Genomic DNA, 24,305 nt, shown 5'->3' on the forward strand with positions numbered 1-24,305 from the left:
TAAAATGGTATTAAAACCTGTTAAAAGCGCATTTACTGCGCTTTTTTATTACGTGTTTTTTAGCGTTGATGCTCGGTAACACTTGCATCTGCCATGAGGTTTTCCAGCTCATCCTGAAGCTCAAATAGTTCAGGCTCAACGTTATCTAGCACGCAATCACTTTTAAGTGAGGTTTCTATGGTTTCTGCTAGTGATTTAAGCTTAGGCACACCGGTATAACAGCACGCGCCATGGAATTTGTGAATAACACTTAATACCGTTTGGCAATCGTTTTTCTCAATAGCCTCGTTGAGCTGCGAGAGTGTCTCTGGCACACTTTGTAACAGCATATTGAGCATTTCCAGCGCCAGCTCACCTTTACCCCCTGCGCGTTGTAGCGCAAGCGACCAATCTAAGCAGTTACTTTCAAATGGAGCTGGGCTTTGTGACGTTACACTTTTAATTTTGTCGCGGCTTACGGGCGATTGCGGGCTATGATCGCATATAATTTGGCTCAGCATGTCCTCATCAATAGGCTTAGTTAAATAGCCTTTAAAGCCATCTTTTAATAGCTGCTCTTTTTCACTGTGCAGTGCATGCGCGGTTACCGCAATAATAGGTGTGTCTTCGTTTAAAGAAGACTCCTTAATAAGTTTACACGCGGTAATGCCATCCATAATCGGCATTTGTATGTCCATAAAAATAACATCGTACTTATGGCTTTTACTTAAACTGTAGGCTTGTGAGCCATTGTAGGCCGTATCTATAAATTCAACTTGTTCTTTTAACAAGGTGCAAATAAGCTTTAAGTTTGCATCGTTGTCATCTACCACCAGTACTTTTAATGGCAATAATGTTTGATCGCTTGGCTCAATATTTAAGGTTGGATGATCAAGGCGATAAGGCGCAGCCAGTACTTCACATAATTTACGATGATTAAGCGGTTTACTTAAGCACGCATCGGCACCGCTACCAATAAACGCTTCGCGCATATTATGTGATACAGTATTGAGCATAAGGTATAAATAATCGCACGACTCGCGAACCATATTCACATAGCCTTTAAGTCGCTGCATATCATCTACCGATGCCATATCACCAATAATACAAATATCGTATTTAAACATTTTATGTTTGATGGCATCTAAAAACGCTGCTTCATTAAAACAGGCGGTTACAACCGCTTCCCACTCGTTTAATACAGAAAGCACTGAGTGGTGCGTATGCTCGTGTGGCTCTAAGTATAATATGCGTTTACCAATAAGTGATTTAGAAGGTAAGTCGTTACTAAAGGTATGGTCAGGCAACCTAAACACACCATTAAAGGTAAAACAGGTGCCGCTTCCCGGGGCTGAATTTAGCGTTATTCGGCCATTCATAGCCTCTACAATATGTTTGGTAATAATAAGACCTAAACCAGTGCCGCCAAATTTTCGGGTGATAGATGAATCTGCTTGGCCAAATGCAGTAAATAACGCATCTTGCTTATCCATTGGAATACCCACACCGGTATCGGTTACTGATACTAAAATAGAGGCGCGGTCTTCATCTAATAAGCGGTAGCTTATATCAACTTTTATAGAGCCTTTTTCAGTAAACTTAATGGCATTACTTAACAAGTTAATGAGTACTTGTTTAAGGCGAGTGGGGTCACCGGTTAAATCATCAGGCACTTGTGGGTTGATATAAATAGATAGTTCAAGTTGTTTTTCATGCGCCGAGGGAGCTAATAATGTCATAACCTCGTTTACGCTATCGCGCAGTTGAAACTGGATTGATTCAAGCTCCATTGCGCCCGCTTCAAGTTTAGAAAAATCTAAAATATCGCTAATAATCGTCAATAAACTATTGGCAGAAAGCTCTATGGTATCGAGGTAGTCTTTTTGATGTTTATTTAAAGGTGTTTTATACAATTGGCGCGTAAAGCCAATAACCCCATTAAGCGGGGTACGTAACTCGTGACTCATTTTAGCTAAAAAGTCGGACTTAACGCGGTTAGCATCTTGCGCCTCTTTTTTGGCCATGGTTAGCTGAATATTTGAAGTTTCGTATTGCTCTAGGGTTTCGCGGTAATCACTCGTGGCCTGATCAATATTTTTCTGCATTTCATCTTTTTGCATAACCATAGTGTGGGCAATGGTATTAAGCCCTTCACGCAAAAGTTCAAATTCGCCCATCATGGTGTCGTTTAAACCCGTGTCTCTTTTACCTTCAACTAGTTTGTCGGTGGCAAGTACTAACTTATTAAGCGGGTTCATAAACATACGGCTAAGCTTAAGCGCTAAAATAGATGCCAATATTATTGAAAATAAAATAACAATGCCGCTAATTAAAACCGCTCGCTGCTGGCCTATAATCGCTTGGTCTTTATTAAGTTGTAAAATAACGGTGCCAAGCGGGGTTTGAAAATCATTAATATCCCATTTTGATACCGGTGCAGAGTGATTAAAAATTGGAGTATAGAACGTGATTAACTCTTCTGATTTATTAATTTTTGTTGTGTGAAGATTTTCAATTTGTTCTTTTTGAGTTAGTTCATCAAACGAGCGATGATAGTTGCTGGTCATAATAAGCTGATTGCTGGTATCAAAAATAGCAATCGATTTAATGGTTGGGGAGTGCTTATTGTGTGTGTAACTAATCAGACGGTTGAGCAGCTTTTTATTTTTTTCAAGTAAAGGCTGCTCTAAAGCAATTGCTAAGGGTTCAGATATTGAGCTGCCTTGCTGATATAAAATTTCATCAAGCTCAATGTAACGATTTATTGTAAAATAGCCGCCAAGTAACAAACCAATGATCACTGTGGGGATCAAGGTTAAGGTTAAAACAGAATCACGTAAGCCTAATTTGGTCATAATGGAAGCGTTATTATCATTATTAGTATGGATCGAGTATATACGGTTCATCGGCTATTCTCAAAGCATCTGATTTGCTTATACGTAATACAAAATTTAAGGTAATGCCGCATGGCGCAAATTTTTAAAGCAAAGAAAAAACCACTTAAACAGCAAACACTCACACTTAATATTACGGCCATGGATCATCAAGGGCGGGGCGTTGCCAAACACAATAATAAAGTGTGCTTTGTAAGCGGCGCTTTAATGAATGAAAAAGTAACGGCAACCCTAATAGAAGATAAAGCCAAATACGGTAGTGCAAAGCTGGTTAAGGTTATTAATCCAAGCGATGCACGCACGCAGCCTTTTTGTCAGCATTATAATCACTGTGGTGGTTGCCAGTTGCAGCACCTAGAAATAAATCAGCAAGTGGCTGAAAAGCAGAATGCAGTGACGCAACTGTTTCAAAAATTTGCCAAATTAAGCGACTTAAATTGGCAAGCGCCTCTTTTAAGTAAGCCCACTCATTACAGACGCAGTGCCCGTATTGCCGTAATGTATGATAAAGCCGCTAAAAAAATGCGAGTTGGGTATCGTGCGCCTAGCTCTAAAAATGTGATTAGTATTGAGCAATGTGATGTGCTTAGTGAGGCATTTACTAACGTATTTAGTATTTTTGAAACGCTTATTAATCAATATAAAGCGCTACACAGTATAAGTCATTTACAGTTGTGCCAAAACGAGGCTGGGAACTTTATTGTTATTCGCCATACTAAAGCGATACCAGATGAAGCCAAAAGCTACGTACAAGAAGCGGCAAACGCACAGCAGTGGTTAATTACCTGGCAAGACAACAGCGATGTTATAGAGCAGGCTCATTTGCCTACGCCGTATTATTTTTTAGAAAAGTTTAATTTAAAGTTTGAATTTGGCCTTGGTAATTTTATTCAAGTAAATGATGAAGTTAACCAAGCTATGTTAGCTCAGTCGGTAAATTGGCTTAACTTGCAAGGAAACGAGCAAGTATTGGATTTATTTTGTGGTATTGGTAACTTTTCATTAGTGCTAGCCCAGCATGCTAAATCGGTTATTGGAGTAGAAGGGGTTACATCGGCGGTTGCAATGGCGACACAAAATGCGCAAACTAACTCTATCACTAATGCGCACTTTCATTGTTTTGATTTAACGCAAAAAATTGAAACAGCACAATGGTTTAATAAGGCGCTAGACGTATTAGTATTAGACCCTTCTCGCACAGGTGCTATGGCTGTTTTAGAGCAACTACCTTTAAAGCAGTTTAAAACCATTTTATATGTCTCTTGCGATCCTGTTACTTTAGCCCGTGACAGTGCAATTATTTCGCAAGCAGGCTTTGAAGTTACTAAAATTGGGCTAATGAATATGTTTCCACATACAGGACACATAGAAACAATGGCGTTATTTCAACGGAGGTAAAGCGTTTTATGGTCGCTACACGTCAATCACATCAGCAGGACGACACAGGTGACTTTGCTACTAGCCTAAAACAGTTAGCGTTATCGCAAGAGAAAATAACGCTACTAAACAAAGCGCAAGCATTGTGTGTTACATGTGACAACCAAGCACGGCAAAACACGGCCATAGAAATGGTCGAGATTTTAGCCGAGCTAAATTTAGATGCAGAATCTCTCGCAACCGCGTATCTCACGCATTACTACTTAAATGACTTAGTAGACCTTGAAACCGTAGAAGCACAACTTGGCAAAAATGTAGCCATGCTTTTAACTGGGGTTGCGCAAATGGCTGCTATTAGTACTTTATCGCACCAAGGTAAAGGCACTATGCAGGTAGATAACATTCGTAAAATGTTACTTACCATGGTTGAAGATGTGCGCGCTGTGGTGATTAAACTTGCTGAGCAAGTGTGCCATTTACGCAATGTAAAAAATGGCGATGAAGAAGAGCGTGTTATTGCCGCTAAAGAAACCGCCGATATTTTTGCCCCGTTAGCAAACAGGTTAGGTATAGGCCAGCTTAAGTGGGAACTAGAAGATTTATCGTTTAGGTATTTACACCCCGACACCTATAAAAGCATTGCTAAACAACTTGATGACAAACGTCTTGCTCGTGAAGCCTATATGGAAGACATGGTTGCGCAAGTAAAAGCTCGCTTAAGCGAAGCCGGTATTGAGGCGCAAGTGTATGGCCGCCCTAAGCACATTTACAGCATTTATAAAAAAATGCAGCAAAAAAACTACGAGTTTGATCAGCTGTTTGATATTAGGGCAATGCGAATTGTTGTAGAGCGCCTGCAAGATTGTTATGGCGCGCTAGGTATTGTGCACACTAATTGGCGCCACCTTAATAAAGAGTTTGACGACTACGTTGCTACACCCAAACAAAATGGCTATCAATCAATTCATACCGTGGTATTTGGCCCTGAAGGGAAAACCGTTGAAATACAAATACGCACCAGCGAAATGCACCAAGATGCAGAGCTAGGCGTAGCCGCGCACTGGATGTATAAAGAAGGCGCTTTACCTGGGCGTGGCTCAGGCTATGAGCAAAAAATTAGCTGGTTGCGCAAATTACTGCAATGGCAAGAAGAAGTGGTTGATGGGGGCGATTTAGCCGAAGAGCTTAAAAACCAAGTTGTAGAAGACCGCGTTTATATATTTACCCCAAGTGGCGATATCATCGATTTACCTGTTGGCGCTACACCGCTTGATTTTGCTTACTACATTCACTCAAATGTAGGGCACCGCTGCATAGGGGCTAAAGTATTTGGCAAAATAGTGCCGTTTACACATCAGCTATCAACGGGCGATCAGGTAGAAATTCTCACGCAAAAGCAGCCTAATCCAAGCCGCGATTGGTTAAATCCATCGCTTGGTTATATTAAATCGTCGCGTGCAAGGGCTAAAATCCATCATTGGTTTAAACAGCTCGACCGCGATAAAAACTTAAGCGCCGGTAAAGAGATTCTAGATAACGAACTGCAAAAGCTAGATTTAACCTACAAAGATTTAGACCCAGCCATTAAGCGCTTTAATTTTAAAGAACTAGATGACTTAATGGTTGCCATTGGTGCCGGCGATGTTCGCTTAAACCAAATGCTTAACTTTGTCAGTGATCGTACTGAAGAAGAACCCGTTATTCGTTTTAAAGCGCCAAGTAAAGTAACTGGCGATAAAAACGGCATTGTGGTTGATGGTGTAGGCAGCTTAATGAGCCACGTTGCTAAGTGTTGCCGCCCAGTACCTGGCGATAAAATAATTGGCTATATTACACAAGGCCGTGGCATTGGGGTACACCGCGAAGATTGCGATTCATTTAACAACTTAAAAGAGCAACACCCAGAGCGTGTTATATCGGTTAGTTGGTCAGATGAAATAAACGGCTCTTATGCGCTAAGTATAAAAATAGAAGCCAGCGATCGCTCAGGTTTAATTCGCGATATTAGCTCTGTACTGGCTAACGAAAAAGTAAATGTGATCAACATGAACGTCAATACAGTTGGGGCCGATCAGTTAGCAGTATTTACTATGCAAATAGAAGTGCATGATCTATCGGGCACAAACCGGGTTTTGTCAAAGCTGCATCAAATTGAAGGTGTGCACAGTGCCAAGCGAAACCAATAAAATGGCAAACAGTAACGCCCTTGAGCAACTACTCGATATTATGGCGTTGCTTCGCGATCCTAGCGACGGTTGCCCGTGGGATCGCAAGCAAAACTTTAAATCGATTGTTCCGCACACGCTAGAAGAAGCCTTTGAAGTGGCCGACTGCATAGAGTCGGGTAATTTAAACGAGCTTAAAAATGAGCTGGGTGATTTACTGTTTCAAATCGTTTTTTACGCACAACTTGCCAAAGAGCAGGACATGTTTGATTTTAACGACGTGGTTAGTGAGCTAAATAGTAAACTTACCCGCCGTCACCCTCATGTTTTTAACACTAAGCAAGCGTTAACCGACGAGCAATTAGCAAAGCAATGGCAAGCAATTAAAGCACAAGAGCGTGCAGCAAAAGTACAGCCAAGCAAAGCCTCACTTTGGCAAGATATACCCACCAATATGCCAAGCCTAACTAAAGCTAAAAAAATTCAGCAGCGTGTTGCCGCACTTGGTTTTGATTGGCCAAGCTACCACGGGGCACTTGATAAAGTAAGTGAAGAAGTACTTGAAGTAAAAGAAGCGCTTGAGCACGACCCTTCATCCGATCATACAGCAGAAGAAATAGGCGACTTATTATTTGCCACGGTAAATGTGGCTCGCCATGTTAAACGCGACCCAGAGCAACTACTCAGACAAGCCAACGATAAGTTCTCGGCGCGCTTTGAAAAAGTGCAAGGTTATTTAATTGCAAAAGGTAAAAGTTTAGAGCGCGCAACGCTTGACGAAATGGAAGAAGCATGGGAAGCCATTAAAAAAGCGAAATAAGATTAGCTCAGTACAACCTAATGTTAATCAACGAACATTTTTTGTGCGTCTAAACGCTATTTTTAGCTGGATTGCTCAACGCTGTTTTGGTACAATTTCGCCCCGTCTTGATGATATACCCAGAGTCTCTTTCTCGGGTGTTATATTCCTTTTAATTCCTGATATTCTAGGGTTCGCATGAGTACAAAATTTATCTTCGTTACTGGCGGGGTTGTTTCTTCGTTGGGTAAAGGTATTGCAGCAGCGTCATTGGCAGCTATTTTAGAGGCCCGCGGTTTAGATGTTACCATTTTAAAGCTGGATCCTTACATAAACGTTGACCCAGGCACAATGAGCCCAATTCAACACGGTGAAGTATACGTTACAGAAGACGGCGCCGAAACGGATCTTGATTTAGGTCACTACGAGCGTTTTATTCGCACCAAAATGACCAGCCGCAACAACTTCACACAAGGGCGAGTGTACGAAGATGTACTACGTCGTGAGCGCCGTGGTGAATACTTAGGTGCAACCATTCAGGTTATTCCACACATCACAAATGACATTAAGCAACGTGTATACGACGGTGCTGAAGGTCATGATATTGCGATTGTAGAAATTGGTGGCACAGTAGGTGATATTGAATCACAACCATTTATTGAAGCAATTCGTCAGTTAGGTACAGAAATTGGCCGTGAACGTGCGCTATTTATTCACCTAACGCTAGTGCCATTCTTAGGCCCTGCAGGCGAAGTGAAAACAAAACCAACACAGCACTCAGTTAAAGAGTTACGCTCTGTAGGTATTCAGCCAGATATTCTTATTTGTCGCTCAGACCGTAAATTACCTAACAACGAACGTGCAAAAATTGCATTGTTTACAAACGTTGAAGAAAAAGCGGTTATTTCGCTTCCTGACGTAGACAGCATTTACAAAATTCCTGCGCTATTAAAATCACAAGAGCTAGATAACTTTGTGTGTCGTCGTTTCCACCTTGACGCACCAGAAGCTGATTTAGTTGAATGGGAACAAGTACTTTATCAAGAGTCTAACCCGACTGGCGAAGTAACGATTGGTATGGTTGGTAAGTACATTGAACTACCAGATGCATACAAATCAGTTAACGAAGCACTAAAGCATGCAGGTCTTAAAAACCGTTTAACCATTAATATTGAATACGTTGACTCGCAAGACTTAGAAAGCAAAGGGGTAGAACTGCTTTCTCATCTAGATGCTATTTTAGTACCTGGTGGTTTTGGCGGCCGTGGTGTTGAAGGTAAAATTTTAGCAGCTAAGTATGCCCGTGAAAACAAAGTACCTTACCTAGGCATTTGTTTAGGTATGCAAGTAGCGCTTATTGAATATGCACGTAATGTTGCAGGTTTAACCGACGCTAACTCAACTGAGTTTAATATTCACTCTAAAGCGCCAGTAGTGGGCTTAATTACCGAGTGGTTAGATGCTGAGGGTAACATTGAGATACGTGATGAAAAATCTGATTTAGGTGGCACCATGCGTTTAGGCGCACAAAAATGTCACTTAACGCCGGGTTCTAAGGTGCACGAAGTGTACGGCAATACAGAAATTATTGAACGTCACCGTCATCGCTACGAAGTAAACAACAACTTTGTAGAGCAATTAGAGCAAGCAGGCTTAAGCTTTACCGGTTTATCAGAAGATAAAAAACTAGTAGAGATCATCGAAAACAAAGATCACCCATGGTTTATTGCCGCGCAATTCCACCCGGAATTTACGTCAACACCACGTGATGGTCACCCGTTATTTGAAGGGTTTGTAGCAGCCGCTCATACTCACCAAAAAACGTCTTCGTAATTAAAAAAAGCCGTGCATATTGCACGGCTTTTTTGTCTAAAGGGCTGACTAAAAGATATAAAACGTAGTAAAGTTAGCTGAACTCACCATTTTGGGAATATAGAGGAATCAAGATGTCAGAAATCGTAAAAGTAATTGGTCGCGAAATTATGGACTCGCGTGGTAACCCTACTGTTGAAGCTGATGTATATTTAGCTGATGGTTCTTGGGGCCGCGCTGCCGCTCCTTCAGGTGCATCAACAGGTACTCGCGAAGCACTAGAGCTACGTGATGGTGACAAAGCCCGTTACTTAGGTAAAGGCGTATTAAACGCAGTTGGTTTTATTAACAACGAAATTGCGGATGCGCTAAAAGGCCAAAACGCATTAGAGCAAAGTGCTGTAGATAAAGTAATGCTAGATTTAGATGGCACCGAAAATAAAGAAAAACTAGGTGCAAATGCTATCTTAGCGGTATCACTAGCGACTGCAAAAGCCGCTGCACAATTTAAAAAAGTTGAGCTTTACGAGCACATCGCAGACTTAAACGGTACACCAGGTGTTTACTCAATGCCGTTACCTATGATGAACATCATCAACGGTGGTGAGCACGCAGATAACTCTGTAGATATTCAAGAATTTATGATCCAACCTGTTGGCGCTGAAAACTTCCGCGAAGGCCTACGTATGGGCGCTGAAGTGTTCCACAGCCTTGCTAAAGTATTAAAAGCAGACGGCCACTCTACAGCGGTAGGTGATGAAGGTGGTTTTGCACCAAACCTTGCATCAAACGAAGCGGCACTTGCTGCTATTAAAACAGCTGTAGCAAACGCAGGTTACGAGCTAGGTAAAGATATTACACTGGCTATGGACTGTGCAGCCTCTGAGTTTTACGACAAAGAAGCAAACATTTACGATCTGAAAGGTGAAGGCAAAAAGTTCACTTCAGAAGAGTTTAACTACTTCTTAAAAGATTTAACTGAGCAATACCCAATTGTATCTATTGAAGATGGCTTAGATGAGTCAGATTGGGATGGCTTTGCGCACCAAACTAAATTAATGGGCGATAAAATCCAATTAGTAGGCGATGATTTATTCGTAACTAACACTAAGATTTTAAAACGCGGTATTGATAACGGTATTGCTAACTCAATCCTAATTAAATTTAATCAAATTGGTTCACTAACTGAAACGTTAGCAGCAATCAAAATGGCTAAAGATGCAGGCTTTACAGTTGTTATTTCGCACCGTTCTGGCGAAACAGAAGATGCAACAATTGCTGATTTAGCGGTAGGTACTGCTGCTGGTCAAATTAAAACAGGTTCATTGAGCCGTTCTGACCGTGTTGCTAAGTACAACCAACTTCTTCGCATTGAAGAAGCGCTAGGTTCTAAAGCACCTTACAACGGTCTTAAAGAAGTTAAAGGTCAGTAATTCTATTTTATATAGAATCTTATTTTTAATTTTAGATAATAAAATCCTCGCTAATGCGGGGATTTTTTATGCCTGATAATTTTTCAAAGAGATGAGTATGCTTTGTAGGCGTTAAGCTTGCTAACGCGCGCAAGTAGTGCGAAACAGGATTTGCTTAACTCATAATATTTTCTGCACAGCTCAGAGCTGAAATTGCTGCTTCAATATTTCACCTGTAAAACTGGTTTTTAAATAAAAACCACGCGGTAAGGTTTTTATTGTTTGCCCATTTGGACCAATAGCATCGGTAACTACTTTGCTATTAGCGGCTTTAGGTCTAATTTGTATAGCATCCCCTAAATGGCCTGATATTTCATCAACTCGCCCAAGCGCTATTAACTCCATTTGTTCTTCCCAATCACGTTGTAGCAACGCATCTTGCTCAGGCGTAGGCTGCCATAAAAAACCACTGCCTATGGTTCTATCAAAAGGCGCAATATCGCGCTCACTCAATATAGGCAGCCATAAAACATGATTGAGTTTTTTACGCACAGCGCTTGTATGCCACGTCATGCCGGTTACGTTTATAAGGGGGGTAACCGACACAAAAGTGGTTTCTAAGGGTTTTCCTTTATACGAAATAGGCAGTGTTTTTAATTCAACGCCTAAATCTTCAAAGTCGGGGAGGGGTTTTGAGCCTGCAGTAGCGCCTAACACGTATTCAATAAGTTGCCCGGTCCAGCCTTTTTCACGTAATAGGTCGTCAGGGGTTTTAAAGCTGTATTGAGAGGCTAATTGCCCTAATGTTAAACCGGCAATAGCGTTTACGCGTTGCATTAAGTCATTAATTGAATGGGGTTTTGTTGGTCGCATGCTACTCATTTACCTTGAATAATTAACAGCGCCATGATAGCAAAACCCCTGTAAGGTGGATATCTTTGCTTTTGGTTGTTTTTTATACGCACTGTGTTTGGCGTAATTTTGCTCACCCCAAAAAGTCACAGTTTAACTGTAAGTGACTGACTAGCTTTAATATTTTCAATTAACTCATTCAGCTTTAATTAAGTTAGCAAATTCTATATGGGATAAATACAACTATATAAACATGTTTATCCACAGAATCTGTGGAGAAAGCGAGTTTTTAGATCTGCTATTGTGGACTTGTTTGCAAAATAGCCTTGTTTATCAAAAGTTATACACAAGCTGTGAGTAAATAGCACTAAACATAATAATCAAGGCATAGCTTAGCTTTTTTTGCTAAAAGTTGCGTGAATTAAGGGTTATTTTATCCTTGTAATTACTCAGTGCTCATTTAAGGTTAAGTCGTTATGCACAGCGTAAATAGTAAACGTGCGATTAGGGCCTGATGACTTTGGGGATAATAGTGTTTGCCGAATTGCAGCTAATGTGGAACAATCATTAAAAATCGACTTACAAATGAGGCACTAAGGTGATTGATGCCGAAGGTTTTCGTGCCAATGTCGGAATTGTAATTTGCAATAATCAGGGGCAGGTTTTTTGGGCTAGACGTTACGGTCAACATTCTTGGCAATTTCCCCAAGGCGGTGTTGATGACGGAGAAACACCCGAACAAACCATGTACCGTGAATTACACGAAGAAGTAGGTTTGCGACCAGAAGATGTAGAAATAGTTGCAAGCTCAAAACATTGGTTACGCTATAAATTACCCAAGCGATTAATTCGCCGCGACTCTAGTCCGGTGTGTATTGGGCAAAAACAAAAATGGTTTTTATTAAAACTGCGTTGTAAAGATGAAGATGTAAACTTGCTTAAAACACATCATCCCGAGTTTGATGATTGGCGCTGGGTGAGTTATTGGTACCCAGTAAGGCAAGTGGTGTCGTTTAAACGCGATGTATACAGACGGGTGATGAAAGAGTTTGCACCGTTTGCAATGCCTTTTAATAAAAGAGAACATCATAAAGAACAGTGGCGACACAAAAGGTAGTAGCATAATTATAAAATAAGGAGCAGGTAATGCTGGCAACACTTAGAACTATTGCTGAGTCTGTTTCGCAACAAGCGAATTTAGACAGTGCCTTAGTGTGCTTTGTGAAAATGGTTAAAGAGGCCATGAAAACCCAGTGCTGCTCTATTTATTTTGCCGACTACAGCCAAGATAACTTTGTACTTATGGCAACCGAAGGCCTTAACCCCGACGCCGTAGGTAAGTTTAGAATTGGCTTTACCGAAGGGCTTGTAGGTTTAGTAGCCCAGCGTGAAGAGCCCATTAATATAGCTTTTGCAAAATCCCATCCGCGTTTTAAGCTCTCCCCCGAAGTAAACGAAGAAGGTTACAATGCCTTTTTGTCTGTGCCTGTGGTGCATCAAAAAAAGGTATTGGGCGTTATTGTTGTACAACAAAAAATGGCGCGGGTTTTTAGCCAAGACGAAGAGTCGTTTTTAATTACTCTTTCAGCGCAGCTAGCCTCGCAACTTGCGCATGCTGAAATAAAAGAGCTTTTACGCCAAGACGAATCATCACACCAAACCTCAGTGCTCAAAGGGGTGTCGAGTGCCCCAGGTATTGGGATTGGCCAAGCCTTTGTGGTACTGCCCAAGCTTGATTTTAAATCTATAGAGCTAAAAAAAGATCCTGATAGCGCCGAGCAGCGCCGTTTGTTTACACAAGCCGTTGCTGCCACCCGCAAAGAATTTAATACCCTGTCTATGACCTTGAGTGACTCAATCCCGCGTGAAGCACTCGCGGTATTTGATGTATACCAACAATTACTTGATGCGAAAAGTTTAGGCCACAACGTTGAGGTACAGTTACAAGAGGGCTGGTGTGCAAAAAGCGCCTTAAAAATTGTTATTGAGCGGCTTATTTCGCAGTTTAATGCCATGCAAGACCCCTACATTAAAGAGCGCGCAGTTGATGTAAAAGACATTGGTTTAAGGGTATTACACCACCTTGTAAACACAGAGCACGCAGTAAAAGATTACCCACCCAATACCATATTAATTGCGAATACCTTAACGCCCGCCATGCTGGCTGAAGTACCCAACGGGCATTTAGCCGGTGTAGTGAGTGTGAATGGCTCAGCCAATAGCCATGCCTCTATATTAACCCGAGCGATGGGAATACCGGCTATTTGGGGGATTGAAGATTTACCTTTATTGCAATTTGATGCTAAACCAATGATTTTAGATGCCTTTGCTGGGCGTTTATATATTTCTCCTTCGCAAGTGTTACTCGATGAATACGCACAGTTAAAGCACCAAGATAAACTACTCAATAATCGCTTTTTAGCAGAGCAAAGTGCACAGTCGGTCACCTTAGATGGTGAGCAAATAAATTTAATGCTAAATGCAGGGCTTGAGCTTAATACCGAGCAAAGCAGTGCGCATATTTGCGATGGGGTAGGGCTTTATCGTACCGAAGCATGGTTTATGCAAAAGGGGCAATTTCCATCGCAAGCTGAGCAAGAAAACTGGTATAGGGAGGTGCTAAAAAGTTATCACCCAGCGCCAGTGGTTATGCGAACCCTAGATATTGGTGGCGATAAAGTTTTAGATTACTTTAATATCACCGAAGAAAATCCCTTTTTAGGGTGGCGCGGCATACGCATAAGCCTTGACCATCCAGAGCTATTTTTAGATCAGCTCAAAGCTATGTTAAAAGCAAATATGGGCTTAGGTAATTTAAAAATAATGCTGCCTATGATCAGCGGTACAGAAGAGGTAGACGAAGCGCTCGCGTTATTTGAACAAGCTTATTTTGAACTGGCAGAAAAACACCCAGAGCAAAATTTGGAGCGCCCAGAAGTGGGCATTATGCTTGAAGTACCCTCAAGTATATTTATGCTCGACGAGTGGGCTAAAAAAGTAGATTTTTGCTCAGTAGGCAGTAACGATTTAACGCAATACTTACTTGCTGTCGATAGAGCAAATGCGCGCGTGGCTCAGTTATTTAACCCATATCACCCCGGTGTGTTAAGGGTATTAAATAAAGTAGCGAATGAATGTAATAAACACCGTTTACCCTTTAGTTTATGTGGCGAGCTAGGCGGCGAGCCAGAGGGCGCTATTTTACTCATTGCCATGGGCTATAGGCATTTAAGTATGAACATGTCGTCGTTAACTAAAGTAAAGTGGATTTTAAGGCGCTTAAATATTAACGATATGCAGCAATTACTCGCAGAGTGTTTAGTGCAATCGAACGCTAAACAGGTACTGCGCTTAACGCGCAATTTTATGATTGAACACCAATTAGGCGATCTGTTTTATACCGCCAAATAATGCAGCGCTTAAAGATGCTATTAACTTTATAATCCTTTAATATAGGCGCACGAAAAGGTATTTGAGAACACTATGTATGACTTAGCTTTACTCGTGGCCAGTTGTGCGCTACTTGGCTGTGTAGTTGGCTTTTTAGCTGGGCTATTAGGGATAGGCGGCGGTTTAATTATTGTGCCTGTTTTAAGTAGCTTATTACTGATGTTTGACGTTACTTCACCTGATCACGTATTAGTTATTTCTATTGCAACATCGCTTGCCTCTATTTTATTCACTTCTACTTCTTCAGTCTTGGCTCATCATAAAAATGATAATGTGCCATGGCAAATTGCACCGTGGGTTATGTCGGGTGTAGGCTTAGGCGCGTTAATAAGTGGCTTTGCCGCAAGTTTAATACCCGAACAAGCATTACGCAGCGTGTTTGCAATAAGTGTTGTGTTTATTGCAGGCAGAATGGTGTGGGCATCACGTAGTAAATCGCTTAAAGAAAAACCGCTACCAAAAGGGGTTATTTTAGGGAGCATTTCTGCCCTTATGGGCGCGCTTTCTGGTTTAATAGGTATTGGTGGCGGCGCACTTATTGCCCCTATGCTTAATTACTTTTCAGTTGATATGAAAAAAGCGATAGGCTGTGCATCAGCGAGCGGCATTGTTATCGCGCTATTTGGCTCTATTGGTTATATAAGTGCAGGCTGGCAGGTAACCGATTTAGCCCATGGGTTCGCAGGGTTTGTATACTTACCTGCATTATTTGGTATTGTAATAACATCGTGGTTTGTGGCGCCCTTAGGGGCTAAAGCAACTCATTATTTACCTGTTAATATAATAAAGAAAATTTTCGCGGTGTTGCTTGTGCTCATCGCACTTAAAATGGTTTTTAGCTAAAGGTTTATTTATGGCACTTGAGTTTCCTCAAATCGATCCAATAATTTTTTCTGTTGGACCGCTAAGCGTACGTTGGTACGGTTTAATGTATTTAATTGGTTTTGCGTTTGCGATGTGGTTTGCTAATCGTCAAGCCGAAAAACCAAACTCTGGTTGGACTAAAGAGCAAGTTAGCGACTTGCTTTTTTACGGCATGCTAGGGGTTATTTTAGGCGGCAGAATTGGCTATGTATTGTTTTATCAGTTTAGTTACTTTTTAGAAAATCCATTATATTTATTTAGAATTGACCAAGGCGGTATGTCGTTCCACGGCGGAACATTAGGGGTTATTACCGCTATTATACTATTTGCAAAAACCCGCAAAAAATCACTATTCGCAGTGGGAGATTTTGTGGTGCCACTGGTTCCGGTTGGCTTATTAGCAGGGCGTATTGGTAACTTTATAAATGGCGAGTTATGGGGCCGCGTAAGCGATGTGCCATGGGCAATGGTATTTCCAACGGGTGGGCCGCTTGCGCGTCACCCATCGCAGTTATACGAAGCCTTTTTTGAAGGGCTAGTCCTGTTTTTAATTTTATTATGGTTTATCAAAAAGCCTCGCCCTGCAGGCAGTGTAGCCGGTGTATTTTTATTAGGGTACGGCGTATTTAGATTTTGTATTGAATATTTCCGCCAACCAGATGCGCAGCTTGGTCTATTTGCCGATTTTATCTCAATGGGTCAAATACTCTCGTTACCTATGATAATTGGTGGCCTAGGGCTATTAATTTGGGCGTACAAAAAACCGCAACCTGTAACCGCAGCAAAGGCATAGTAAGAACAGATCATGAAACAATATTTAAAATTATGTCAGCGCATTGTTGGCGAAGGTGTATGGGTAGAAAACAAACGCACAGGCACGCGCTGCTTAACCGTTATTAATGCCGACTTAGAATACGATGTAGGTAATAATAAATTCCCTATGATCACCACTCGTAAAAGTTACTACAAAGCCGCTATAGCAGAGCTTTTAGGTTACTTACGAGGGTACGATAGCGCAGCGCAATTTCGCGATATAGGCTGTAAAACGTGGGATGCAAACGCAAACGATAATAACGCATGGCTAAATAACCCTAACCGCAAAGGCGAGGACGACATGGGCCGCGTTTATGGCGTGCAAGGGCGTAATTGGCAGCGCCCAGATGGCTCAACGCTCGATCAGCTTGCTAAAGTAATAAATAACTTAAAAAACGGGATTGATGACAGAGGTGAAATAATTACCTTTTATAATCCTGGTGAGTTTGAGCTTGGTTGCTTGCGCCCATGTATGCACACGCATACGTTTTCGCTGCTTGGCGACACGCTGTATTTAACATCGTATCAGCGCAGTTGCGATGTGCCTCTAGGGCTTAATTTTAATCAAATTCAGTGCTTTGTATTACTGGCATTGGTAGCGCAAATTACCGGCCATAAAGCAGGTAAGGCGTATCATAAAATTGCTAACGCGCATATTTACGAAAACCAGTTACCGTTAATGCGCGATGTACAGCTAACACGTGAGCCGTTTGACTCACCGCAATTAAATATTAACCCAAACATAAAATCACTAGAAGATATAGAAACATGGGTAACACGAGACGATTTTGAAGTAGTAGGCTATCAATGCCACGAACCAATCCAATATCCGTTTTCAGTATAATAAGATTAAGGAGAACAAGATGAAAGCAGTGATCCCCGTAGCAGGCCTTGGAACGCGTATGTTACCTGCCACAAAAGCTATTCCTAAAGAGATGCTCCCAGTGGTAGACCGCCCGCTTATTCAATATGTAGTAAATGAAGCGGTAGCAGCAGGCGTTAAAGAGATTGTACTTGTAACGCACTCAAGTAAAAACTCTATCGAAAACCATTTTGATACCAGCTTTGAACTAGAAGCCACGCTTGAAAAACGCGTAAAGCGGCAATTACTTGCCGAAGTACAGGCAATTTGCCCTAAAGATGTGACCATTATTCACGTACGCCAAGGCGAAGCCAAAGGCTTAGGCCATGCAATTAATTGTGCAGCGCCAATTATTGGCAACGAACCCTTTGTGGTTATTTTGCCAGATGTAATTGTTGATGACGTAGAGAGCGACCTTAAAAAAGACAACCTAGCAGAGATGATCGCCCGTTTTGAAGAAACTAAGCACAGCCAAATTATGGTTGAGCCAGTACCAATGGACGAAGTAGACAAATTTGGTGTTGTTGATTTAGGTGACGTAGAGCTTCACCAAGGTGAAAGCTCGCCAATTATTAACATGGTAGAAAAACCGCCAGTAGATGAAGCACCTTCAAACCTATCGGTAGTAGGGCGTTATGTATTAAGCGAAAACATCTGGCCACTGCTTGCTAAAACGCCGCAAGGGGCTGGCAACGAAATTCAACTTACAGATGCAATTGCAATGCTCATGCAACAAGAAAAAGTAGACGCTTACGCCATGAAAGGCCGCAGCCACGATTGCGGTAGTAAAATAGGCTACTTAAAAGCAACGATAGAGTTTGCTCTGCGCCGCGACGAGTTTGCAGATGATTTAAAAACATTTATTAAATCGTTAATTTAGGTTTTATTAAATTACCCACCAAGGCGCCTGTTTAGGCGCCTTTTTTAGTGCTAAATTATTAATGCCACTATTAGTATAGCTTTACTCAATTTTAACGACGCGAGTAATAAAGATGGGCTACGCTTAATTATGTTCTGAATTTGACTTGCGTTATTTTTAAACACAACGTAATTTATATTGAAAGGTTTATGTTAATTGGCATTAAAGTTGTATTAAAAGCCACACCCATGGAGGGTCGTGTTAATTTTATCTTTGCAGGTAAATTAACGTATAGGAGCAAATTTGCTCATTGTTTAATAGATAAGTTAAACGCTTTCTTGTGAGAACGTTTAACTGAAATGTAAGTGCACAGGCACTGCTTTCAGGATAACGGGTACATGCTTAAATTAAAAAAATACTATAAACACTTTTTTGTATGCCTTTTTACGCTTACGTTTGGCACGGCGTGCTCTATTACGCCTACTGCTAAACCTGCTATTGATAATGAAATACCTAACACCACGCCCGATTACGTATCGATAACTGCACTAGAGCTTGCGCAATTAAAAGATGCCGCAATGCAATGGCAACAAGCACGCGCCGGTATAGAGCGTATTTTAAAGCTTGAAAAAGAAATTACTTACCTAGTTAATCACATAGATATAATAAACTCTAAAGCTATTGCACAATCTAATGCAAGCACTGCCTACAGCAGCCGTTACACTCGCACGCCTTCGCGTACAACCAGTAATAAGCCACGTCGTCAACAAACTTACAAAGCCGCTAACAATAACCAAAAGCAAACTCTAAAGCTTAATACCCCTAAACATGTATTTGCATTACAAGTTGCCTCGGTTGATTCTAAGCAGGATGTAGCCAAGGCCTGGCAAGAACTAAATACCAAAGCAGCGCCACTATTTAGAGATAAAATATTAACTAACGTAGAAACCGCAAAAATAAATGATAAAACCTTTTATCGCTTAAAGCTTGGCTCTTATAAAAACCTTAAAAATGCCAAAGCCGACTGTGAAGTATTTAAAATGTATAAGCTTGACTGCATTGTAAGTAACTACACCGATAAGCCAATTAAACTTTAATAGTGATACCAACACGCAGCAATATATAATTATTTTATGGGGCTAATCGTGTTGCGTTCTGCGTTAAAAAATTCTCATTTAGAGCAACTAAATATCAATTTTTTTGCCTAGCTATCAATACGTTTTACTATCCTCAAAATAGATTACTTAATTAAGCTAATTGATTTAAAAGCGCAATAGACCCTAGCACATGTGACTTGCTAAGCGTTGATTGGCTGTTAAAATAGCGCCCACTCTTACCCAAATTAACCACATACTTATGCTGCACTACAAGGATTTTTTAGCCACATTACTTTTAGGCTTTGCATTATCAAACAGTGCTCACGCACTCGCAACGGCCCAAAAGCAGGCGGTGCTCATTAAAAAAGATGATTTAGCCGTATTAAAAGAGTCAGCGCAGCAGTGGCAACAAACCAAGCCTCAACTAGAAAGACTGTTAAAGCTAGAAAGTGAATTACAGCGCACAGTAGATAAATTAAAACAACTTAACGCGCAGCCAAAACCACAGCAAACTAACCACTTAGCTGTTGTAAATACAAATGCGCTGTTTGCTGTGCAAGTGGGGGCATATAAAAATAAAGCGGTACTTGAAGCCGCTATAAAGCAATTTCAATCGGCGTCAAATAAGCTTGAAGTAAATACCGAGCAAGTACTGATTGACCAGCACACCTTTTATAGATTAAAGCTTGGTGCGTTTAAAACAAAAGAAGCAGCAAAGGATGCATGTAAGTCATTAATAAACAATAATACTTGCTTTGTAACCTACTACGTCAAAACGCCTCAAAGTTAATTAACCTGAACTCTGGTTAAGAGCCTTACTAGCATATTGAACTATCTTGATACTTAAATTTATTATCTCTGGCTAGAGATAGGTTTATTATCCAGAGTTTAGGTTAATTAGGCATAATAATTGCTTTATCCTCGATATGTTTTAAAGAGGACGGCAACTATGCGCCTTTTACTGCCTTTAGTATTGTTAAATTTAACTGCTTGCAACTTGGTTCCGCCCCCAGAGCCGAGTGTGCCTACTGACGCGCCAAAAGCAGCAATGGCACCCTATACCGTTAACGAGTATGTAGCAAATCTAACCTCGCAGCTTAACCATGTAAATGGCGCTTTAAATGCCAATGCGCGCATTGGTGTGAGTAGCTTTTTTTATGCCGATGCTTTAGATACTAAGCTAGTAGCAGGGCAGGCCTCGGGTTTGAGCTTACAAATTCAAGAAAGCTTATTAACGCAATTTACCCAGCTTGGCTATCATACCGTTGAGTACCGGCTTGGCAATAACCTTATATTAGCGCAAAACGCAGACAGCATATTAAGCCGCGACTTAAGTAAATTACGCAATCGCCAAAATATTGACTTAGTCATCACCGGCACTGTAACGCGCCAACAGCATGCTTATATAGTTAATGCACGACTCGTTAATATTGAAAACAAGCAAGTACTGTCGGCAGGCAGCACAGAGATCCCTATAAATGTAATGTGGGGAAACGAAAAAATTCAGCAGCGTGACGGCTCTTTGTACCGCAGCGAATATTAATCAGGAGCACACCATGAGAAACCTATTAATTACCCTATGTTTGCCATTAGGCTTTGGCTGTTCGCAAATGTTAAATTCGCTACATTCAGAGCCGGAGCAGGTTGAGCAAGACAATGCAGCCCAGCTTGTTTCAGAGCAGCGTGCGGTAAAAGCACCTGCACCAAATGAAGCGTTATTTCAGTCTAATTTAAACAAGCAAAGTAACTACACCAAAAGTGCCCCTGCAAAACGCAAAAATATAAACCATTATGTGCGTGGGATAATGCAAGACATGGTCGAAAACCTGCAATACGTAAACGACAAAACGCCACTTGCCGTTTCTAGCTTTGTATTTTTAGATGATGACTACAGCGATGGAAGCCTGTTAGGTAACCAAATAGCCGAAAGCTTTATGCACGAACTGCATAGTTTTGGAGTACCGGTTATCGATTTTAAAACCACCGATTATATGCGAGTAACCCCGGCAGGCGACTTTGTATTTAGCCGCGACTACCTAGAGCTAAACCAAGATCAAAACTTTAATTACGTTTTAGCAGGAACACTTGTGAGCCACCAAGGTGGCGTACTGGTAAATGCTCGAATAGTGGGCATTAAAAGTAAAGCGGTAGTGGGCAGTGCGCAAGGGTTTATTCCTCAATCAGTGGTGGATGCGCTAAACAGTAGCTATCGCACCGACGGAATTATGCTTAAACAAGCGAGCGAGTGAGGTTGACCATGTTTTACAAACTATCTGCTATAGCGGGGCTAACGGCAACGTTAGCATTAACTGGCTGTTCAATAACGCAAAATAATGAGCATAACGAAAGCATAAACACACGCTCAGATTACACCGTGGTAACGCAAAGTAGCCAACCAAAGCCTATATATGCCAACCAATCTGTGCAGCAGCAAAGTGAGTACGACACAGCAAGGCAGTTTACACCGCTTAAACACCACAAAACGCTGGCAAACTATGTAGAGCAAATGGCGCTGGATTTAGTCGATACGCTTGAAGCCGAAGCGCCCGATAACAACAGCATCAACATAGCGGTTACCACCATTGTAGATTTAGACGCATCGCTTAATAAAAGTAATCAGTTGGGTAATCAATTAGCAGAGACGTTTATTCATCAGCTGCAAAAATTTGGCTACGGCGTGGTAGATTTTAAAACCATGGACAACATTGATGTATCAAACAGAGGCGACTTTGTGTTATCTCGCGATATAGAAAAGCTAAGCGAAAGCAGCATGGCTAACTATGTATTAGCAGGTACGTTAATTTACCGCCCAAATGGCGTAGCAGTAAATACCCGCGTTATAAATGTTCACAGCAAACATATTGTAGCAAGCAGCCGTAAACTCATACCGCTGTACGTGTTAAACAAAGAAGATATATATTTATCAAGCAATTAAGTTAATTTTAGCTTGATATGAAAAACAAGATGCCGTTATAATTTTTGTAAGCTGTAAGCTGTAAGCTGTAAGCTGTAAGCTGTAAGCTCGATGCGGCCTCTTAGTTAAATGGATATAACGGCCCCCTCCTAAGGAAAAGGTAAGGTGAAAAATTGAATACTTGATTTTGTGTAACTTATTATAAAATGCAAATTTAAGGTTAGTAAAAGCTAACCTCAAAACATCCGCCCCTAGCTCAGCTGGATAGAGCGCGGCCCTCCTAAGGCTGAGGTCAGAGGTTCGAATCCTCTGGGGCGGGCCACTTCCACCACTATATACGTGGGACATTTTTGGGACACCTTATTTTTAATTAAAATTGAGGTTATAAAATGCTCCAAACAAGTTATCTTTTTAATAGTTGTACTGCTTTTACCAAAAACAGTTCATCGAACCTTCCAAAATTAAAAGTCAAACTCTCCCATATTAAATTAATCGGGAGAAAAAAATGAATGCGTTTACTTTGTATATTTTTTTACCTCAAGCTTGGGAGGTATAAATATGGCTACTTTCGTTAAAAGAAAAGACAAGCAGTGGCAAGCAAGAATACGGAAAAAAGGTTATTCACCACTATCGAAGACATTCAAGACTAAAGCTGCTGCACAACAGTGGGCAAGTGAAATCGAACTTGAAATTGATAAAGGGTTGTTTGTTTCTAAATCTGATGCTGAGACTAGGTTAGTTAAAGAGTTTTTAACCCGTTACCTCATTGAAGAAGTTCCTAAAATGAAGTCGTTTTCTTCACATAAAAGCAATATAAAGTTATTAGATGATTACTTTGGTCATTTAGCTTTAAATGCTTTAACCCCAGCTCTTATTAGAGAGTATAGGGATAAACGGCTTGATTACGTCAAAGGGGACACCGTCAGGAAAAATATTTCACTTTTGGGAAGGGTAATTAAGCATGCTATTACAGAATGGGACGTACATTTACCATTTGGTAATCCTGTAAATGCGGTGAAACTTCCACCTAAAGGTAAATCTAGAAATCGCAGGTTAATGTGTGATGAAGAGGAAATGTTATTAAAAACCGCAAAGGAATACGATGGCGTCATTGAACCAATAATTCGTATAGCTATTGAGACGGCAGCACGGCGTGGTGAAATCCAGCGCTTATGTTGGGAACATATCAACTTTAAAGAATCTACTGCTAATTTACTCGACACTAAAAATGGGGAGGATAGAGAAATACCTCTGTCAGAAGCGGCATTACACGCATTGAAGTCACTACCAAGAAGTAGTAAAGGAAGTGTTTTTAATATGCAGACTGATTCTATAACTCAAGCTTTCCGAATGGTTTGTAAAAGGGCTGACATTGAAGATCTATGGTTTCATGACCTTAGGCATGAAGCTACGTCTCGCTTCTTCGAGCTGGGGTTAAGTATAATGGAAGTTAGTACTATAACAGGGCATAAAGATTTAAGAATGCTCCGTAACTATACGCACCTAAATGCAAAGGACTTAGTAACAAAAATAAATAGTGGGAGACAAGTATTATGAATTATCAAACTATGTTAAATAGTTTTGCTATTTTCCATGAGGTAGGGCATGCCATTCTAGCTATCAATTTAGGCATAAAAATAAACTATGTCTCAATACTTAATGGAAATGGTCATATAGCTGTAGATACAAAGGACCTTGAAAAGGCATCTTTGAAGAATAAAATTTGCTTCTTCATTGCTGGCGACGCCGCATTTGAGTTTTGGATGAATATAGATCCTGAAACTCCCCATGCCGCTGAAGTATATTTACAAAAGAAGAAAACACACGCATGTGATGATTATAAAGAAATATCAGAAATTTTTGATAATGAGGGAGGTATATTTAATTTACCCTTAATTGGTCCATGGGTTCGTAAAAGATACTTATCACAATCTTTTAAATATTCTTATAAAACCATAGAAAGCCAGAGAAGTGTTTGTATACTTTTAGCAAAGGAACTTTGTCAAAGACAAAAACTAACCTATGAAGATATTTTAAGATTAATCTGAGCTTTTGTTGAATAAGCTTTTAAAACATAAAGCTTATTCGACAATCCATATTCAAATTTTAGCTTTGTAAATCAGCTACGAAAGTTATCATCCTCAATATAAATAGTT

The 24,305-nt window shown here is 40.8% G+C and carries 20 protein-coding genes and 1 tRNA gene; 19 read left to right on the top strand and 2 right to left on the bottom strand.

All coding sequences use genetic code 11. The features are described from left to right. Positions 1-59 precede the first annotated feature (59 nt). On the bottom strand, positions 60-2,834 hold the full coding sequence (gene barA / locus MTF64_RS16780) for a two-component sensor histidine kinase BarA (protein WP_248452056.1): 2,775 nt from the start codon (positions 2,832-2,834) through the stop codon (positions 60-62). Between the two features lie 111 nt (positions 2,835-2,945). On the opposite strand from barA, the gene rlmD reads away from it, so the two are divergent. The 5 genes from rlmD to eno all read left to right on the top strand — a co-directional run bounded on the left by rlmD (position 2,946) and on the right by eno (position 10,459). Next, complete coding sequence (rlmD, locus tag MTF64_RS16785) at positions 2,946-4,271, top strand: 23S rRNA (uracil(1939)-C(5))-methyltransferase RlmD (protein WP_248452057.1); 1,326 nt, start codon at positions 2,946-2,948, stop codon at positions 4,269-4,271. Positions 4,272-4,279: 8 nt separating this feature from the next. Beyond that, positions 4,280-6,436 (top strand): GTP diphosphokinase, encoded by a 2,157-nt coding sequence (gene relA / locus MTF64_RS16790; RefSeq protein ID WP_024033076.1) that lies wholly within the window; start codon positions 4,280-4,282, stop codon positions 6,434-6,436. Between the two features lies 1 nt (position 6,437). Then, complete coding sequence (gene mazG, locus MTF64_RS16795) at positions 6,438-7,235, top strand: nucleoside triphosphate pyrophosphohydrolase (RefSeq protein WP_248452076.1); 798 nt, start codon at positions 6,438-6,440, stop codon at positions 7,233-7,235. A 177-nt stretch (positions 7,236-7,412) separates the two neighbouring features. Then, on the top strand, positions 7,413-9,047 hold the full coding sequence (locus MTF64_RS16800; RefSeq protein WP_004586236.1) for a CTP synthase: 1,635 nt from the start codon (positions 7,413-7,415) through the stop codon (positions 9,045-9,047). Positions 9,048-9,160: 113 nt separating this feature from the next. Then, the gene (gene eno / locus MTF64_RS16805) at positions 9,161-10,459 is read left to right on the top strand and encodes a phosphopyruvate hydratase (RefSeq protein WP_029771921.1); all 1,299 of its coding nucleotides are present in this window, start codon (positions 9,161-9,163) and stop codon (positions 10,457-10,459) included. A gap of 180 nt (positions 10,460-10,639) precedes the next feature. Here the strand turns inward: eno and mutH are convergent, their stop codons facing one another. Then, positions 10,640-11,311: a DNA mismatch repair endonuclease MutH gene (gene mutH / locus MTF64_RS16810; RefSeq protein WP_248452059.1), complete on the bottom strand. Its 672-nt coding sequence runs from the start codon at positions 11,309-11,311 to the stop codon at positions 10,640-10,642. A 577-nt stretch (positions 11,312-11,888) separates the two neighbouring features. Here mutH and rppH point away from each other — a divergent pair. The 14 genes from rppH (at position 11,889) to MTF64_RS16880 (ending at position 24,197) form a co-directional block, all read left to right on the top strand. Continuing rightward, on the top strand, positions 11,889-12,407 hold the full coding sequence (rppH, locus tag MTF64_RS16815) for an RNA pyrophosphohydrolase (RefSeq protein ID WP_004586239.1): 519 nt from the start codon (positions 11,889-11,891) through the stop codon (positions 12,405-12,407). A 29-nt stretch (positions 12,408-12,436) separates the two neighbouring features. Beyond that, positions 12,437-14,701 (top strand): phosphoenolpyruvate--protein phosphotransferase, encoded by a 2,265-nt coding sequence (gene ptsP, locus MTF64_RS16820; RefSeq protein ID WP_004586240.1) that lies wholly within the window; start codon positions 12,437-12,439, stop codon positions 14,699-14,701. A gap of 72 nt (positions 14,702-14,773) precedes the next feature. Further along, positions 14,774-15,583 (top strand): sulfite exporter TauE/SafE family protein, encoded by an 810-nt coding sequence (locus MTF64_RS16825; protein WP_248452060.1) that lies wholly within the window; start codon positions 14,774-14,776, stop codon positions 15,581-15,583. 10 nt (positions 15,584-15,593) lie between these two features. Continuing rightward, positions 15,594-16,397 (top strand): prolipoprotein diacylglyceryl transferase, encoded by an 804-nt coding sequence (lgt, locus tag MTF64_RS16830; protein WP_004586242.1) that lies wholly within the window; start codon positions 15,594-15,596, stop codon positions 16,395-16,397. Between the two features lie 12 nt (positions 16,398-16,409). Beyond that, positions 16,410-17,261, top strand: a complete 852-nt coding sequence (locus MTF64_RS16835) for a thymidylate synthase (protein WP_248452062.1) — start codon at positions 16,410-16,412, stop codon at positions 17,259-17,261. 19 nt (positions 17,262-17,280) lie between these two features. Further along, the gene (gene galU / locus MTF64_RS16840) at positions 17,281-18,159 is read left to right on the top strand and encodes a UTP--glucose-1-phosphate uridylyltransferase GalU (RefSeq protein WP_004586244.1); all 879 of its coding nucleotides are present in this window, start codon (positions 17,281-17,283) and stop codon (positions 18,157-18,159) included. Positions 18,160-18,536: 377 nt separating this feature from the next. Further along, positions 18,537-19,235, top strand: coding sequence for an SPOR domain-containing protein (locus MTF64_RS16845; protein ID WP_248452063.1), 699 nt, complete (start codon positions 18,537-18,539; stop codon positions 19,233-19,235). Positions 19,236-19,446: 211 nt separating this feature from the next. Further along, positions 19,447-20,025, top strand: coding sequence for an SPOR domain-containing protein (locus MTF64_RS16850; protein WP_248452064.1), 579 nt, complete (start codon positions 19,447-19,449; stop codon positions 20,023-20,025). Positions 20,026-20,184: 159 nt separating this feature from the next. Then, positions 20,185-20,778, top strand: coding sequence for a FlgO family outer membrane protein (locus MTF64_RS16855; RefSeq protein WP_004586247.1), 594 nt, complete (start codon positions 20,185-20,187; stop codon positions 20,776-20,778). Between the two features lie 13 nt (positions 20,779-20,791). Next, a complete protein-coding gene (locus MTF64_RS16860; RefSeq protein ID WP_004586248.1) occupies positions 20,792-21,484 on the top strand; it encodes a FlgO family outer membrane protein in 693 nt (230 codons plus the stop codon). Between the two features lie 8 nt (positions 21,485-21,492). Further along, entirely contained in the window at positions 21,493-22,170 is a 678-nt protein-coding gene (locus tag MTF64_RS16865) for a FlgO family outer membrane protein (RefSeq protein WP_248452065.1), read from the top strand. Positions 22,171-22,394: 224 nt separating this feature from the next. Beyond that, positions 22,395-22,471: transfer RNA gene (locus MTF64_RS16870), tRNA-Arg, on the top strand. 236 nt (positions 22,472-22,707) lie between these two features. Further along, the gene (locus MTF64_RS16875) at positions 22,708-23,706 is read left to right on the top strand and encodes a site-specific integrase (RefSeq protein WP_248452066.1); all 999 of its coding nucleotides are present in this window, start codon (positions 22,708-22,710) and stop codon (positions 23,704-23,706) included. Then, positions 23,703-24,197 carry a hypothetical protein gene (locus MTF64_RS16880; protein WP_248452067.1) on the top strand — a complete coding sequence of 165 codons (495 nt, stop codon included), beginning with the start codon at positions 23,703-23,705 and terminating at the stop codon, positions 24,195-24,197. The genes MTF64_RS16875 and MTF64_RS16880 overlap by 4 nt, the downstream gene beginning before the upstream one ends. Positions 24,198-24,305: the final 108 nt, after the last annotated feature.

The organism is Pseudoalteromonas sp. 2CM41L, assembly GCF_023161905.1.
Classification (GTDB): domain Bacteria; phylum Pseudomonadota; class Gammaproteobacteria; order Enterobacterales; family Alteromonadaceae; genus Pseudoalteromonas; species Pseudoalteromonas atlantica.